The sequence below is a fragment of the Ottowia flava genome (assembly GCF_008017535.1).
GTDB lineage: Bacteria > Pseudomonadota > Gammaproteobacteria > Burkholderiales > Burkholderiaceae_C > Ottowia > Ottowia flava.
Map to the genome: position 1 here is coordinate 257699 of NZ_VRUA01000003.1, position 15803 is coordinate 273501.

The 15803-nt window shown below is 66.8% G+C and carries 12 protein-coding genes; 10 read left to right on the top strand and 2 right to left on the bottom strand.

Annotated features, from left to right (window positions below; genetic code table 11):
- Nucleotides 1-127: 127 nt before the first annotated feature.
- The gene (gene ugpB / locus FVQ98_RS05415) at nt 128-1438 is read right to left on the bottom strand and encodes a sn-glycerol-3-phosphate ABC transporter substrate-binding protein UgpB (protein WP_147912404.1); all 1311 of its coding nucleotides are present in this window, start codon (nt 1436-1438) and stop codon (nt 128-130) included.
- Nucleotides 1439-1660: 222 nt separating this feature from the next.
- Between ugpB and serA the strand changes: the two genes are divergently transcribed.
- Both serA and FVQ98_RS05425 read left to right on the top strand, forming a co-directional pair.
- Nucleotides 1661-2890, top strand: coding sequence for a phosphoglycerate dehydrogenase (serA, locus tag FVQ98_RS05420; RefSeq protein ID WP_147912405.1), 1230 nt, complete (start codon nt 1661-1663; stop codon nt 2888-2890).
- 138 nt (nt 2891-3028) lie between these two features.
- Nucleotides 3029-6937, top strand: coding sequence for a DUF3683 domain-containing protein (locus FVQ98_RS05425; RefSeq protein WP_147912406.1), 3909 nt, complete (start codon nt 3029-3031; stop codon nt 6935-6937).
- A 33-nt stretch (nt 6938-6970) separates the two neighbouring features.
- Here the strand turns inward: FVQ98_RS05425 and FVQ98_RS05430 are convergent, their stop codons facing one another.
- Nucleotides 6971-8263, bottom strand: coding sequence for an AI-2E family transporter (locus tag FVQ98_RS05430; protein WP_147912407.1), 1293 nt, complete (start codon nt 8261-8263; stop codon nt 6971-6973).
- A gap of 151 nt (nt 8264-8414) precedes the next feature.
- Here FVQ98_RS05430 and FVQ98_RS05435 point away from each other — a divergent pair, with 151 nt between their 5' ends.
- The 8 genes from FVQ98_RS05435 (at nt 8415) to FVQ98_RS05470 (ending at nt 15786) form a co-directional block, all read left to right on the top strand.
- Complete coding sequence (locus FVQ98_RS05435; RefSeq protein ID WP_147912408.1) at nt 8415-8828, top strand: gamma-butyrobetaine hydroxylase family protein; 414 nt, start codon at nt 8415-8417, stop codon at nt 8826-8828.
- A 187-nt stretch (nt 8829-9015) separates the two neighbouring features.
- Nucleotides 9016-9750, top strand: coding sequence for a bifunctional demethylmenaquinone methyltransferase/2-methoxy-6-polyprenyl-1,4-benzoquinol methylase UbiE (gene ubiE, locus FVQ98_RS05440; protein WP_147912409.1), 735 nt, complete (start codon nt 9016-9018; stop codon nt 9748-9750).
- Between the two features lie 41 nt (nt 9751-9791).
- Nucleotides 9792-10769: a Tim44 domain-containing protein gene (locus FVQ98_RS05445; RefSeq protein ID WP_370512921.1), complete on the top strand. Its 978-nt coding sequence runs from the start codon at nt 9792-9794 to the stop codon at nt 10767-10769.
- 111 nt (nt 10770-10880) lie between these two features.
- The gene (locus tag FVQ98_RS05450) at nt 10881-11420 is read left to right on the top strand and encodes a hypothetical protein (protein WP_147912411.1); all 540 of its coding nucleotides are present in this window, start codon (nt 10881-10883) and stop codon (nt 11418-11420) included.
- On the top strand, nt 11417-12985 hold the full coding sequence (ubiB, locus tag FVQ98_RS05455) for a ubiquinone biosynthesis regulatory protein kinase UbiB (RefSeq protein ID WP_147912412.1): 1569 nt from the start codon (nt 11417-11419) through the stop codon (nt 12983-12985). The genes FVQ98_RS05450 and ubiB overlap by 4 nt, the downstream gene beginning before the upstream one ends.
- A 118-nt stretch (nt 12986-13103) precedes the next feature.
- Nucleotides 13104-14552 carry a high affinity choline transporter 1 gene (locus FVQ98_RS05460; protein ID WP_147912413.1) on the top strand — a complete coding sequence of 483 codons (1449 nt, stop codon included), beginning with the start codon at nt 13104-13106 and terminating at the stop codon, nt 14550-14552.
- An 84-nt stretch (nt 14553-14636) separates the two neighbouring features.
- Entirely contained in the window at nt 14637-15005 is a 369-nt protein-coding gene (locus tag FVQ98_RS05465; RefSeq protein WP_147912414.1) for an FmdB family zinc ribbon protein, read from the top strand.
- A 19-nt stretch (nt 15006-15024) separates the two neighbouring features.
- The gene (locus FVQ98_RS05470) at nt 15025-15786 is read left to right on the top strand and encodes a DUF502 domain-containing protein (protein ID WP_370512927.1); all 762 of its coding nucleotides are present in this window, start codon (nt 15025-15027) and stop codon (nt 15784-15786) included.
- Nucleotides 15787-15803 lie beyond the last annotated feature (17 nt).

The following is a 15803-nucleotide window of genomic DNA, read 5'->3' on the forward strand; positions in this document are numbered from 1 at the left end:
GGTACCCGGGGGTGTGCTGTCGGACAAGCGCGCGAATGTGCCCCTTGAAAAAACGGGCTTGGTTGGCCACCGTGCATACAAAAAAACGGCCCCGAAGGGCCGCTGTTGGGCAAGAACGGCGCCCGGATCAGCTGCGGTTGGCCTTCTGGAAGCGTTCCAGCTGTTCGTTGCCGCGCTTGACGGCGGCGTCCAGCGCTTCCTTGGCGGTCTTCTTGCCGGACCACACGCCTTCCATTTCCTCGTCGATGATGGTGCGCACCTGCACGAAGTTGCCCAGGCGCACGCCGCGCGACTTTTCGGTCGTCTTGCGGATCATCTGCGTCACACTGACGTCGGTACCCGGGTTCTTCTTGTAGAAGCCGGACTTGTCGGTCAGCTCGAACGCGGCCTTGGTCACCGGCAGGTAGCCGGTGCGCTGGTGGCTGGCGGCGGCGACTTCCGGCTTGCTCAGGTAGGCGAAGAACTGGCCGATGCCCTTGTATTCCTCAGGCTTCTTGCCGGACATGACCCACAGGCTGGCTCCGCCGATGACTGTGTTCTGCGGCGCACCCGGCACATCCGGGTAGTAGGGCAGGGTACCGATGCCGTAGCCAAACTTGCCGTTGCGCGTGACGTTGCCGTACAGCGCCGACGAGCCGATGGCCATGGCGCATTCGCCGGACACGAACGTAGCGTCGGCCGCGTTGCCCCGGCCCTTGTAGACGAACAGGCCCTGCTTGGCCATGTTGGCCAGGTTTTCGATGTGGCGCACGTGCAGCGGCGTGTTGATGGCCAGGCGCGTGCCCAGACCGCCAAAGCCGTTGTTCAGCGTGGAGAACAGCACGTTGTGCCAGGCGCTGAAGCTTTCCAGCTGGGTCCAGCTGATCCAGCTGGTGGTGAACGGGCACTTGTGGCCCGCGGCCTTCAGCTTGGCGGCGGCGGAGGCGACCTCCGGCCAAGTCGTCGGCGGCTTTTCGGGGTCGAGACCGGCGGCCTTGAAGGCGTCCTTGTTGTAGTGGAACACCGGGGTCGAGCTGTTGAATGGGAAGCTCAGCATCTGGCCGTTGGGCGCGGTGTAGTACCCGGCCACGGCGGGGACGTACGCACCCGGGTCGAAGGGCACACCGGCCTGCTTCATGACCTCCGCCACCGGCTTGATGGCGCCCTTGCTGGCCATCATGGTGGCGGTGCCGACTTCAAATACCTGCAGGATGTGCGGCGCGTTACCGGCGCGGAACGCGGCGATGGCGGCGGTCATCGACTCGTCGTAGCTGCCCTTGAAGGTGGGCACGACACGATAGTCCTTCTGGCTGGCGTTGAACTCCTTAGCCAGATCGTTCACCCATTCACCCAGGGCGCCGCCCATGGAGTGCCACCACTGGATTTCGGTCTGCGCGTGCGCAGGCAGGGCCAGGGTCGCTGCGAGCGCGCCGGCCAGGGCGATGGTTTTGAACTGCATGAGGGCTCCTCTTCAGAAATGGGAAAAGCGGTGATCGTAGGACAGATTTGTGACGCACCTTAGGGCTTGTCCCATGCGCATCACAAGCGGGAAAACCCGTTTGTCGGCGGCGTTCGCGTGCGGCGCCCCAATGTCCGCGTTGCCGTTGATGTTGCAGTGCACCATGCTAGGATGAATTTGCCCATTTTTCCCTCGCCCGATGCGGCTTTTCCAGGTGCGCCCGTGAGCAAGACTTCCCTCGACAAAAGCAAGATCCGGTTCCTGTTGCTGGAGAACATCCACCCGTCGGCCGAAGCGCTGATCCGCGCTGCGGGCTACTCGCAGATCGAAACCCTGCCGCGCGCGCTGCAGGGCGATGAACTCAAGGCCAAGCTGGCCGATGTGCATTTCCTGGGTATCCGCTCGCAGACCCGTCTGACGGCCGATGTGCTGGCCGCCGCGCCCAAGCTGGTGGCCGCCGGCTGCTTTTGCATCGGCACCAACCAGGTCGACCTGGCGACGGCGCGCGAGCGCGGTGTGCCGGTCTTCAACGCGCCGTACTCCAACACCCGTTCGGTGGCCGAGCTGGTGCTGGCCGAGGCCATCCTGTTGCTGCGTGGCATTCCGGCCAAGAACGCGCTCGTGCACCGGGGCGGGTGGATGAAGTCGGCCGCGCAGTCGCACGAGATCCGTGGCAAGACGCTGGGCATCGTGGGGTACGGCTCCATCGGCACGCAGCTGTCGGTGCTGGCCGAATCGCTGGGCATGCACGTTGCCTTCTACGACGTGGTGACCAAGCTGCCGCTGGGCAACGCGCGCCAGGTCTACGCCTTGCCCGATCTGCTGGCGCAAAGCGACATCGTCAGCCTGCACGTGCCGGAGAACGAGTCGACGCGCTGGATGATCGGCCCGGCCGAGCTTGCCGCCATGAAGGACGGCGGCATCCTGATCAACGCGTCGCGCGGCACGGTGGTCGATATCAATGCGCTCACGGCCGAGCTGAAGTCCGGCCGGCTGTGGGGCGCCGCGATCGACGTTTTCCCCGTGGAGCCGGGCAGCAACAACGAGGAATTCCAGTCCCCGCTGCGCGGCCTGGACAACGTGATCCTGACGCCGCACATCGGCGGCTCGACCATGGAGGCGCAGGCCAACATCGGCGTGGAGGTGGCGGAAAAGCTGGTCAAGTACAGCGACAATGGCACCACCACCAGCAGCGTCAACTTCCCTGAAGTGGCGCTGCCCGCGCACCCCGGCAGGCACCGCCTGCTGCACGTGCACCACAACGTGCCGGGCGTGCTGTCGGCCATCAACCAGGTGTTTGCCGAGCAGCACGTCAACATCGCGTCGCAGTACCTGCAGACCAAGGACGGGGTGGGCTACGTGGTGATGGACGTGGATACCGCGTCGTCGGACGCAGCGCGAGAGGCGCTGGCCAAGGTGCCGGGGACGATCCGCTCGCGCATGCTGCTGTAGCGGCGGCTCGGGGTCGGGCGACAGACCCACAGCCTGGCGGGCCAAAAATCACCGCCCACCCATGGGCTGCCCACCCCCATTAAAATTGTCGGCCCGGTTCAAGGGCGCGCGGCGCCCTGCCGTGGTGCGCTTCCCCCGATGAATGCTCCGACCGCGCTGAACGCGTTGGTGTCGCAGGCCGCCGAGCCGGCACGCCTGCGCGAGATCCCCTACAACTACACCAGTTTTTCTGACCGCGAGATCGTCCTGCGCCTGCTGGGCGAGCGCGGCTGGGCCTTGCTGAGCGATCTGCGCGGTGAACGCGCCACGGGCCGGTCGTCGCGCATGCTGTACGAGGTGCTGGGCGACATCTGGGTGGTGCGGCGCAACCCGTACCTGCAGGACGACCTGCTGGACAACCCCAAGCGCCGCGCGGCGCTGGTCGAAGCCCTGCACCACCGCCTGGCCGAGATCGAAAAGCGCCGCACGCCCGACGACGATGCTAGCCGCGACGCGCTGGTGGCCGAGCTGCTGGTGCTGGCGCGCGCCGTGGTCGACGCGTTCAACCGCTCCTTCGACAAGGTGGCCGAGCTGCGCCGGCGCACCGCGCGCGCGCTGGGCAAGCACACGCACAAGGACAACATCAAGTTCGACGGTCTGTCGCGCGTCAGTCACGTGACCGATGCGACCGATTGGCGCGTCGAATTCCCGCTGGTGGTGCTGACGCCCGACACCGAAGCCGAGATGGCCGGCCTGGTCAAAGGCTGTATCGACCTGGGCCTGACCATCATCCCGCGCGGCGGCGGCACCGGCTACACCGGCGGCGCGATTCCGCTGGACTGGAAGACCGCGGTCATCAACACCGAAAAGCTGATCACGATGGGCCCGGTCGAGCGCATCCGCCTGCCGGGGCTGGACGTCGACGTGCCCACCATCCACACCGAAGCCGGCGTGGTCACCCAGCGCGTGGCCGACGCGGCCGAAGGCGCCGACCTGGTCTTTGCCTGCGACCCGACCAGCGCCGAGGCCAGTTGCATCGGCGGCAACATCGCCATGAACGCGGGCGGCAAGAAGGCCGTGCTGTGGGGCACGGCGCTGGACAACCTAGCCAGCTGGCGCATGGTCACGCCCGATGGCGGCTGGCTGGAAGTTACCCGCATCGGTCACAACCTGGGCAAGATCCACGACGCCGAAGTCGCCAGCTTCGAGCTGCAGTACTTCGACGCCAGCGGCAAGACCTTGCAGCGCACCGAGCGGCTGGACATCCCGGGCAGCACCTTCCGCAAGGAAGGCCTGGGCAAGGACGTGACCGACAAGTTCCTGGCCGGCCTGCCGGGCGTGCAAAAAGAAGGCTGCGACGGCCTGATCACCAGTGCGCGCTGGGTGCTGCACCGCATGCCGGAGCACACGCGCACCGTGTGCCTGGAATTCTTTGGCCACGCCAAGGACGCGGTGCCCAGCATCGTCGAGATCAAGGACTTCATGTTTGCCGAGGCGGGCCGCTCTGGCGTGCTGCTGGCAGGCCTGGAGCACCTGGACGACCGTTACCTGCGCGCCGTGGGCTACGCCACCAAGTCCAAGCGCGGTGGCCTGCCCAAGATGGTGCTGATCGGCGACATCGCCGGTGACGACGCCGACGCCGTGGCGCGCGCCACGAGCGAGGTGGTGCGCATCGCCAATTCGCGCTCGGGCGAAGGCTTCATCGCCGTGTCGGCCGACGCGCGCAAGAAGTTCTGGGCCGACCGCAAGAAGACCGCGGCCATCAGCCGCCACACCAACGCCTTCAAGATCAACGAAGACGTGGTGATCCCGCTGCCGCGCATGGCCGAATACACCGACGGCATCGAGCGCATCAACATCGAGCTCAGCCTGCGCAACAAGATCGAGCTGGCCGACGAGCTGGAGCTGTTCCTGACGCGGGGCAACCTGCCGATCGGCCGCCCGGAGCAGGGCGCCGAGCCGCCATCGCCCGAACTGCTGGAAGAGCGCGTGGCGCAGGCGTTGACCGTGGTGCGCGACGTGCGCAGCCTGTGGCAAGGCTGGCTGCGCGACGTGGACACGCTGTTCCCGCAGTTGCAGGACCACAGCCTGCGCGCCAGCTGGAAGACGCAGATCCGCGAGCCGCTGGCGCAGATCTTCACCGGCGCCGACTTCGAGCCGCTGATGAAGGCGCTGGGCGATGTGCAGCAGCGTGTGCTCAAGGGCCGCGTCTGGATCGCGCTGCACATGCACGCGGGCGACGGCAACGTGCACACCAACATCCCCGTGCACAGCGACAACTACGCCATGCTGCAGACCGCGCACGAGGCGGTGGACCGCGTGATGGCGCTGGCGCGCCGCCTGGACGGCGTGATCAGCGGCGAGCACGGCATCGGCATCACCAAACTGGAATACCTGAGCGACGCCGAGCTGGCGCCGTTCGCCGCGTACAAGCAGAAGGTGGACCCGCAAGGGCACTTCAACCGCGGCAAATTGCTGCGAAATCAGGAGCTGCCTGCGCAGTCTGGTAAAGCGCTGCGGTCCGATTTGACCAATGCCTACACGCCCAGCTTCGGGCTGATGGGGCACGAGTCGATCATCCTGCAGCAAAGCGACATCGGCGCCATTGCCGACAGCATCAAAGACTGCCTGCGCTGCGGCAAGTGCAAGCCCGACTGCAGCACCCACGTGCCGCGCGCCAACCTGCTGTACAGCCCGCGCAACAAGATCCTGGCGACCTCGCTGCTGGTGGAGGCTTTCCTCTACGAAGAGCAGACGCGCCGCGGCGTCAGCCTCAAGCACTGGGAAGAATTTGAAGACGTGGCCGACCATTGCACCGTGTGCCACAAGTGCCTGTCGCCCTGCCCGGTGAAGATCGATTTTGGCGACGTCACCATGAACATGCGCAACCTGCTGCGCAAGATGGGCAAGAAGAGCTTCCGCCCCGGCAACGCCGCGGCCATGTTCTTCTTGAACGCGACCGACCCGCGCGTCATCAACATCGCGCGCGCCGGCATGACGGGCGTGGCCTTCAAGGCGCAGCGTGCGGCGGTCGACCTGTTCAAGGTGGCTGGCCGCCACCAGACGCAGCACCCGCCCGCCACCGTGGGCGCGCCGTCGCTGCGCGAAGAGGTGATCCACTTCGTCAACAAGAAGCTGCCGGGCGGGCTGCCCAGCAAGACGGCGCGCGCGCTGCTGGACATCGAAGACCGTGCCTACGTGCCGGTCATCCGCAACCCGAAGGCGACCACGGCCGATACCGAGGCGGTGTTCTACTTCCCGGGCTGCGGGTCTGAGCGCCTGTTCAGCCAGGTGGGCCTGGCCACGCAGGCCATGCTGTGGCACGCGGGGGTGCAGACCGTGCTGCCGCCGGGTTACGTGTGCTGCGGCTACCCGCAGCGCGGCAGCGGCCAGTTCGACAAGGCCGACAAGATGATCACCGACAACCGGGTGCTGTTCCACCGGGTGGCGACCACGCTGAACTACCTGGACATCAAGACCGTGGTGGTGAGCTGCGGCACCTGCTACGACCAGATCTCGGGCTACCAATTCGACAAGATATTCCCGGGCAGCCGCATCATCGACATCCACGAATACCTGCTGGAAAAAGGCATCACCCTGCCCGCGGCCGACCAGGGTGCGTATCTGTACCACGAGCCCTGCCACAACCCCATGAAGCTGCAGGACTCCACCAAGACTGTGAAGGCGCTGCTGGGCGACCAGGTGCTGAAAAGCAACCGCTGCTGCGGCGAAAGCGGCACGCTGGGCGTGACGCGGCCGGACATCTCCACCCAGGTGCGCTTCCGCAAGGAAGAGGAAATCCGCAAGGGCGAGGCCGAGCTGCGCGCCGTGATGCAGGCCAGCGGCAAGGGCCCGGGCGACGTGGCCAACCCGGCCAACGTGAAGATCCTGACCAGCTGCCCAAGCTGCCTGCAGGGCCTCAAGCGCTACGAGGACGATCTGCAGAACGGCCTGCTGGAGGCCGACTACATCGTGATCGAGATGGCGCGCAGCATCCTGGGCGAAAACTGGCTGCGCGAATACGTCGACACGGCGAACGCCGGCGGCATCGAGCGCGTGCTGGTCTGAGCGACGGCGCCGGGGCTTGAGCCCTGGTCGCGCTCAGAAACGGTCCGTGGGTGCTGGCTGGCTGGCGGGCGGTGGCGGTGGCACGGGCACGGTGTCCGGGCCCTGCCAGGCGTCCAGCTCGTCCGGTGCGAGGCGTTCGATCTCGCGCTCTTCCTCGGTGTCCAGCCAGTGCGGCTCCGCCGTGCGTGCCGGCGCCTCGCGCAGGCGGGCGCGGGCGAAGCGGGCGGTGCGCACCGGCTCGTCGTCCTCGTCCGCCGCGCTCACCGCGGCTTCGGTGTCGTCGTCGCCGTCGCGCGTGAACAGCGCCCAGCAGGCCATGAACATGGCGGCGATGGTCGGGCCGATGACGAAGCCGTTGATGCCGAACAGCGACATGCCGCCCAGCGTCGTGACCAGCACCACGTAGTCGGGCAGCTTGGTGTCCTTGCCCACCAGCACCGGGCGCAACACGTTGTCCGACAGGCCGATCACCAGCACGCCCCAGGCCGTCAGCGCCGCCGCCTGCCACAGCTGGCCGGTAGCCGCCAAGTAGATGGCGACCGGCGCCCACACCAGCGCAGCACCCACCGCGGGCAGCAGCGACAGGAAGGCCATCACCACGCCCCAGAACACCGCACCGCCAATGCCCAGCGCCCACAGCGCGATCCCGCCCAGGAAGCCCTGGACGATGGCGACCAGCACGTTGCCCTTGACGGTGGCGCGCACCACGGTGGTGAATTTCTGCAGCAGATAGCGCGTGTGCGACGGCTCGAGCGGCGCCGACTCGCGCAGCATGCGCGCCAGCGGCACGCCGTCGCGCAGCAGGAAGAACAGCAGGTACAGCGTGACGACCACGTTGACCAGAAACTGGAAGGTGTTCTGGCCGATTTCCAGGATGCGCGTGGCCAGCAGCTGGCCGCCCTGCAGCAGGCCGGCCGAAATCTTCTCCCAGATGCTTTCCAGGTTGCCGAAGCCGAAGCGGTCCAGCCACGCCCTGGCCCAGTGCGGGATGGCGTCGACGATGTGCTGCAGGTAGGCGCGGAAGTCGATCTCCCCCGCGCGCGCGCGCTGCAGGTAGGTGGTGACGTCGACCACCAGGGTGCTGGCGATCAGGGTCAGCGGCAGGATCACGATGATCAGCACGATGAGCAAGGTCACCAGCGCGGCCAGCGTTGCCCGCCCGCCCATGCGATGGCGGATCCACTGGAACAGCGGGTTGAACAGCAGGGCCAGTGCCATCGCCCAGAACACCGCGCCGAAGAAGGGCGTCAGGATCCAGAGGAAGGCGAGGGTGACCCCCGCGAGAAGCAGCAAAAAGATGGTGCGCTGTAGGCGGGGGGTGTTCATGTCGGCGCCACTATACCGCGGGGGTCACCCGCTGACGCGCGGGGCGTGGGCGCCACGCCACGCCTGCCCCTGACCGGCCAGGGGCGGTGTGCGGACGGGCACAATCGGGCTTTGCATCGCCCCTCGGGCGCCCCGTTCGCCCTGTTCAGCCATGGCCGCCATCGCTACCCAGCCAGCACCCGAAGCCCTCACCGTCCACGCCAAGTCGCGTGTGATCGAACTGCGCTTTCCCGACGGTGCGCACTTTCACATTCCGTTCGAGCTGATGCGGGTCTACTCGCCCTCGGCCGAGGTCCAGGGCCACGGACCGGGCCAGGAGGTGCTGCAGACCGGCAAGCGCGAGGTCACCATCGAGGCGCTGGCGCCCGTCGGCAACTATGGCGTGCAGCCGACCTTTTCGGACGGGCACGACAGCGGCATCTTCACCTGGGGCTACCTGTACCACCTGGGCCAGAACGAGGCGCAGCTGTGGCAGGAATACGAGGCACGCCTCGCGGCGGCCGGGGTCGAGCGCGACGCGCCCATGCCGGTGGCGGCGGGCGGCGCCTGCGGTCATTCCCACTGATGGCGCAGACCAACGGCCGCGGTGGCGGTAGTGGGCGCGCCCCGTAGCGTTTGTTTTCACTATAAATGTGATAGCTGGCGGCGCAGGTGGTTCTAGCGCTGCAGGCACTTTTCTTTTAAATATGGTGTGGCGCGATACTCCCAGAACGCTGGGTTTTGCTCGCGCGATGCCTTAGGATGCAGCCACCATGGCCACCACGCACTTCGGATACGAATCGGTTGACGAGCAGGACAAGGCGCGCCGCGTGCGCGGTGTGTTCGACTCGGTCGCCTCGCGCTACGACGTCATGAACGACCTGATGTCGGGCGGCCTGCACCGCGCCTGGAAGGCCTACACCATGATGGTGGCCAACCCGCAGGAAGGCCAGCGCGTGCTGGACATCGCGGGCGGCACGGGCGACTTGGCCAAGGCCTTCGCCAAAAAGGTCGGGCGCTCGGGCGAGGTGGTGCACACCGACATCAACGAAGCCATGCTGCGCACCGGGCGCGACCGCCTGCTCGACGCCGGGGTGATCCTGCCCACGGTGGTGTGCGACGCCGAGCACCTGCCCTTTGCCGACGGCCATTTCGACATCGTCAGTGTCGCCTTCGGCTTGCGCAACATGACGCACAAGGACGGCGCGCTGCGCGAGATGGCCCGCGTGCTCAAGCCCGGCGGCCGCCTGCTCGTGCTTGAGTTCTCGCACGTTGCGCGCCCGCTGCGCAAGGCCTACGACTTGTATTCCTTCAATGTGCTCCCCAAATTGGGCAAGCTGGTGGCCGGCGACGCCGACAGCTACCGTTACCTGGCCGAATCCATCCGTATGCACCCCAATCAGCAGGAACTCAAGGACCTGATGAAGGTCAATGGGTTCGGCCACGTCGATTTTCACAACATGACGGGTGGGGTGGTCGCCCTGCACGTCGGCATCAAATGCGGCTGAACGCCGCTCAGACATATATTTTTACTGGAGGTCAGACAGACATGAAATTGAGCAACATCGTTTCGCGCCTGTTCACGCTGCTCATGGCGGTCGTGCTCGTGGGCGCCTTCACTTTTGAGGCCGAGGCGCGTCGCCTGGGTGGCGGCAAATCCATGGGCCGCCAGTCCAGCAACGTGACGCAGCGCCAGGCCACGCCGCCGGCCGCGCCTGGCAACCAGCAGCAGGCCGCGGGCGCTGCCGGCGCCGGCACTGCCGCTGCGGGCGCCGCTGCGCGCAAGCCCTGGGGCACCATGCTGGGCGGCATCGCCGCTGGTCTGGGCCTGGCCTGGCTGGCCAACTCGCTCGGCCTGGGTGCGGGTTTTGCCAACCTGCTGCTGATCCTGCTGCTGGGCGTGGTCGTCATGGCCGTGATCGGCGCGGTGCGCCGCTCGCGGGCGGGCGCCAACAACGGCGGTATGGCCTACCAGGGCGCCGGACGGGCCAGCCCGGCCACGCCGCCGCAGTACAACCCGACCAAGGTTGGCAACGACGCCTCGGCCCGCCCGTGGGAATCGCAAGCCACGCATTTCTCTGGCGGCGCCAACCAGGGTTCGATCATCGGTTCGGGCCTGAGCGGTTCGCAGACCTGGGGTGTGCCGGCCGACTTCGACATCCAGGGCTTTACCGACGCCGCCAAGCGCAACTTCATCACCCTGCAGGACGCCTGGGACCGCTCCGACATCCCGGCCCTGCGCTCGATGATGACGAACAACATGCTCAACGAGATCCAGGCACAGCTGAACGACCGCGAGCGTGAGGCCCCCGGCCGGGTCAACAAGACCGACGTGGTGTCGCTGGACGCGCAGCTGCTCGGCATCGAAGAGCTGGACGACGTCTACATGGCCAGCGTCGAGTTCAACGGCATGATCCGCGAGAACGACGAACCGAGCCCGAGCCCGTTCCGCGAAGTCTGGAACATGACCAAGCCGCGCGACGGCCGCGGTGGCTGGCTCGTCGCAGGGGTGCAGGCGCTGCAATAATCGTAGCTGCCTGCGCAGGTGGCTGTAGGGCCATCTGCCTGTTCCATGCCTTTTTTCACGCGGCGGCCTTTTTGGCCGCCGCGCTGCTTTTGTCGGGAATAATCGGGGTCTATGGCAACACAGTCCCCTTTTTCTTTGCTGGCCGATGCGCTGGGTAAGCTGACGGAAAAGCTGCAGGCGCCCACGTGGCTGGTCGATGAGGCGCAGCACCGCCTGGTGCTGATGTTCAACCACGTCCTGATGCAGGAGCCCGAGGCGCAAGCGCGCCTGGCCAGGCAGAAGGGCCGCGTCGTGCGTGCGCAGTGGCGCGACTTCTCCATGCAGCTGGCCGCCACGCCCGCCGGGCTGTGGGAATTGGCGCCGCAGGCCAAGCCGGACCTGCTGCTCACCGTCACCGACACCTCGCCGCTGGACCTGGCGCGCAGCGCCATGCAGGGCGAACGCCCAGCGGTGCGCATCGAGGGCGACGTGCAGTTCGCCGCCGAGGTCAACTGGCTGGTCGACCACGTACGCTGGGACGCCGAGGAAGACCTGTCGCGCCTGATCGGCGACGCGCCGGCCCACACGCTGGCCAACCTGGGCCGCGGCATGGCCGACGCGCTGCGCAACTTCGTGAGCAAACTGCCCGGTCAGGACAAGGCCGCGCGATGAGGCGTTTGCTGCGCGCCACCTACATCGCGTGGGTGGCCTTGCGCTATGGCCTGGACGAGCTGGTGCTGACCAGCTTCCAGCACCCGGGGCTGCGCATGGTGGCCCGCATCGCCTCGGTCGGGCGCGACCTGTCGGCGCCGCGTGGGCAGCGCCTGCGCGAGGCGCTGGAGCGCCTGGGCCCGATCTTCGTCAAGTTCGGCCAGGTGCTGTCGACCCGGCGCGACCTGCTGCCGCCCGACATCGCGGACGAACTGGCGCTGCTGCAGGACCGGGTGCCGCCGTTTCCGGCCGAGGTGGCCGTGGCCACCATCGAGCGCGCCTTCAAGAAGCCGATCGACCAGCTCTTCCTGAGTTTCGAGCGCGAGCCGGTGGCCAGCGCGTCGATCGCCCAGGTGCATTTCGCCACCCTGCGCGACAAGCACGAGCGCGAGCGCGAAGTGGCCGTGAAGGTGCTGCGCCCTGGCATGGCCAAGGTGATCGACCAGGACATCGACCTGATCCGCATGATGGCGACCTGGGTCGAACGTCTGTCGGCCGACGGCAAGCGCCTGAAGCCGCGCGACGTGGTGGCCGAATTCGACAAGTACCTGCACGACGAGCTGGACCTGGTGCGCGAAGCCGCCAGCGCCGCCCAGCTGCGCCGCAACATGGCGGGGCTGGACCTGGTGCTGATCCCCGAGATGTTCTGGGACCTGATCCGTCCCGAAGTGCTGGTGATGGAGCGCATGAAGGGCGTGCCGATCAACCAGATCGAGCGCCTGCGCGCCGCCGGTGTGGACATCCCCAAGCTGGCGCGCGACGGCGTGACCATTTTCTTCACCCAGGTGTTCCGCGACGGTTTCTTTCACGCCGACATGCACCCGGGCAACATCATGGTCAGCCTGGAGCCAGCGACCTTCGGGCGCTATGTGTCGCTGGACTTCGGCATCGTCGGCACGCTGACCGAGGTCGACAAGGAATACCTGGCGCAGAACTTCACCGCGTTCTTCCGGCGCGACTACAAGCGCGTGGCCGAACTGCACATCGAAAGCGGCTGGGTACCCCCTGATACGCGCGTGGACGAGCTGGAAGCGGCCATCCGCAGCGTGTGCGAGCCGTACTTCGACCGGCCGCTGAAGGACATCTCGCTCGGCATGGTGCTGATGCGGCTGTTCCAGACCTCGCGCCGCTTCAACGTGGTGATCCAGCCGCAGCTGGTGCTGCTGCAGAAGACGCTGCTCAACGTCGAAGGCCTGGGCCGCCAGCTTGACCCGGACCTGGACCTGTGGCACACGGCCAAGCCGTTCCTTGAAAAATGGATGCTCGACCAGATCGGCCCCAAGCGCGTCTGGCGCGAGCTGAAGGACCAGGCGCCGTATTACGCCAAAATGCTGCCCGATCTGCCGCGCCTGCTGCACGGTTACCTGCAGCAGCGGCCGATCGACGACCTGCGGCGCGAGCTAAAGGATTTGGCCGAGCAGCAGCGGCGCACCAACTGGCTGCTGCAACGCATCATCTACGGCGGCCTGGGTTTCGTGCTGGGCCTGATCGCCATGCAGTTCGTGTTCCGCATTCGGTTGTTCTGATAAAAATCGGCCTCCAGCGCTAGATGGATCTGCGCGGGCAGCTATCAAAAATAAAGTAACTGGCAGAGGTGAAGATGGGCAAGCGTGTGGCGCCGGGCGGCGCGCTGGGGGTGTCGCCATGCTGGTGACTTTCATCGTCGCTTACCTGGTGGTGTCGATCGCGATCGGCCTGTACGCCGCCACGCGGGTGAAGAACACCGCCGACTACGCCGTGGCGGGCCGCAGCCTGCCGCTGGCGGTGGTGATCGCCACCACGTTCGCCACCTGGTTTGGCTCGGAAACCGTGCTGGGCGCGCCCGCCAAGTTCGTGCAGGACGGCCTGGGCGGCGTGGTGGAAGACCCGTTCGGCGCCGGCATGTGCCTGATCCTGGTGGGCTTCTTCTTCGCGCGCAAGCTCTACGCCCGCAACATCATCACCATCGGCGACTACTACCGCCAGCGCTACGGTCAGGTGGTGGAAGTGCTGGCCTCCGTCATCATCATCATCAGCTACCTGGGCTGGGTCGGCGCGCAGATCACGGCGCTGGGCCTGGTGTTCAACCTGCTGAGCCACGGCGCCATCAGCCTGACGCTGGGCATGGTGATCGGCACGGTGGTGGTGCTGGTCTACACGCTGTACGGCGGCATGTGGTCGGTCGCGCTGACGGACTTTGTGCAGATGATCGTGATCACGCTCGGCCTGCTGGCGATTGCCTGGTACGCGGCCGGCATGGCGGGCGGTGCCGACAACGTGGTGGCCTACGCGGCGGACCACGGCAAGTTCAATTTCTTTCCGACCGGCGGCGCCAAGGAGTGGATCTTCTTCTTTGCCGCGGCCATCACCATGATGCTGGGCTCGATCCCGCAGCAGGACGTGTTCCAGCGGGTGATGTCGTCCAACAACGCCACGACGGCCCAGCGCGGCCCGATCATCGGCGGCACGCTCTACATCGTGTTCGCCTTCGTGCCCATGTTCGTGGTGATCGCCGCGCTGATGGTCATGCCCGGCACCGCCGGCCTGCTGGCCGACGACCCGCAGAAGGTGCTGCCCACACTGGTCATGCAGCACATGCCGATCGGGCTTCAGGTGGCTTTTTTCGGCGCGCTGTTGTCGGCCATCATGTCCACGGCTTCGGCCACGCTGCTGGCGCCGTCCACCATGTTCGTCGAGAACATCCTGCGCAACGTCAAGCCCGGCATGAGCGACGCCCAGACGCTGAAGGCGATGCGCATCGGCGTGCTGGTGTTCACCTGCTGTGTGCTGGTGTACGCCATCACGATGGAGGGCTCGTCCATCTATGAACTGGTCTCGGGCGCCTACCAGGTGCCGCTGGTTGGCGCCTTCGTGCCGCTGGCCTTTGGGGTGTACTGGAAGCGCGCGACCACCCAGGGTGCGCTGCTGGCGGTGGTGATGGGCATCGGCGTGTGGCTGCTGTTTGTCGCCAGCCCCATGCTCCATGAGGCTTTCCCGCAACAGCTGGCGGGTGTGCTGGCGGCGATCACGGGCATGGTCTTCGGCTCGCTGGCGCCACAGTGGCTGGCCGATCACAAGGGCCACGTGCCGCATTACGAAGGCTCGTCGGCCTGAGCGGCGCGGCGCGCGCGGCACCCCTGGAAAAAGGGGGCGCCGCCTATAATTGAAGGTTTTGCGCCACTTTGCGGTCGCAACGCCATGCCAATCTACGCCTACAAGTGCGCGTCCTGCGGGTTTGCCAAGGATGCGCTGCAAAAACTTTCCGATCCGCCGCTGACGGTTTGCCCGTCCTGCGGCAAGCCCGACTTCGCCAAACAGGTGACTGCGGCCGGCTTCCAGCTCAAGGGCTCGGGCTGGTACGTGACCGATTTTCGCGACGGCAACAAGGGCGGTGCGGCCAAGGCACCGGCCAGTGACAGCGGCAGCGACGCCGGTGCCGCGCCCGCGCCCGCGCCAGCGGCTTCTCCGGCGCCCGCGCCCGCCGCTTCGTCGCCTGCACCTGCGCCCGCCCCAGCGCCAGCCCCGAGCGGGTCGGTTGGCAGTTCCTCCGGCACGTCTGGCGGCTGATTGACCGCGACTTCCCATGATGTCCCGCCTGCGGCAGTACTTCATCACCGGCCTGCTGGTGTGGCTGCCCATGGGCGTGACGGTGTGGGTGCTGCTGTGGTTGCTGGGCATCCTGGACAGCATCTTCCTGGGCGTGCTGGCCGCGGCCGAAGCCATGATCCCCGGGTTCGAGGCGGTGGCCGACCAGTTGCGCCATGTCCCTGGCCTGGGCGTTCTGCTGGTGGCGGTCGTGATCCTGGCCACCGGCCTGTTCGTGGCCAACATGTTCGGGCAATGGTGGTTGCGCCAGTGGGACCGGCTGATGGTCCGCATTCCGGTCGTGCGCAGCATTTATTCCAGCGTCAAGCAGGTCTCGGACACGCTGTTCTCGGGTTCGGGCCAGGCGTTTTCCAAGGCGCTGCTGATCCAGTACCCGCGCCAGGGCGCGTGGACCATCGCCTTCCTGACCGGGCGGCCGGGGGGCGAGGTGGCGCGGTTGCTCGATGGCGACTACGTCAGTGTCTACGTGCCGACCACACCGAACCCGACCTCCGGCTTTTTCCTGATGGTCCCGCGAGCCGATGTGGTCGAGCTGAAGATGAGCGTGGACGAAGCGCTCAAGTACGTCATTTCCATGGGGGTGGTCGTGCCACCGCTGCGCGATCCGCGCCCGGGCACGCCAGCGCCTGTGCCCCAGGTGCCGGGTGTGACCGGACCCCTGCCAACCCAGGGCGACACCGCCGCCGAGGCCGCCGCGCTCCATGCGCTGGCGGACCCTGTGGGCGCTCGCCCCGAACTCTGAATCCCTGAAAGTCAAGC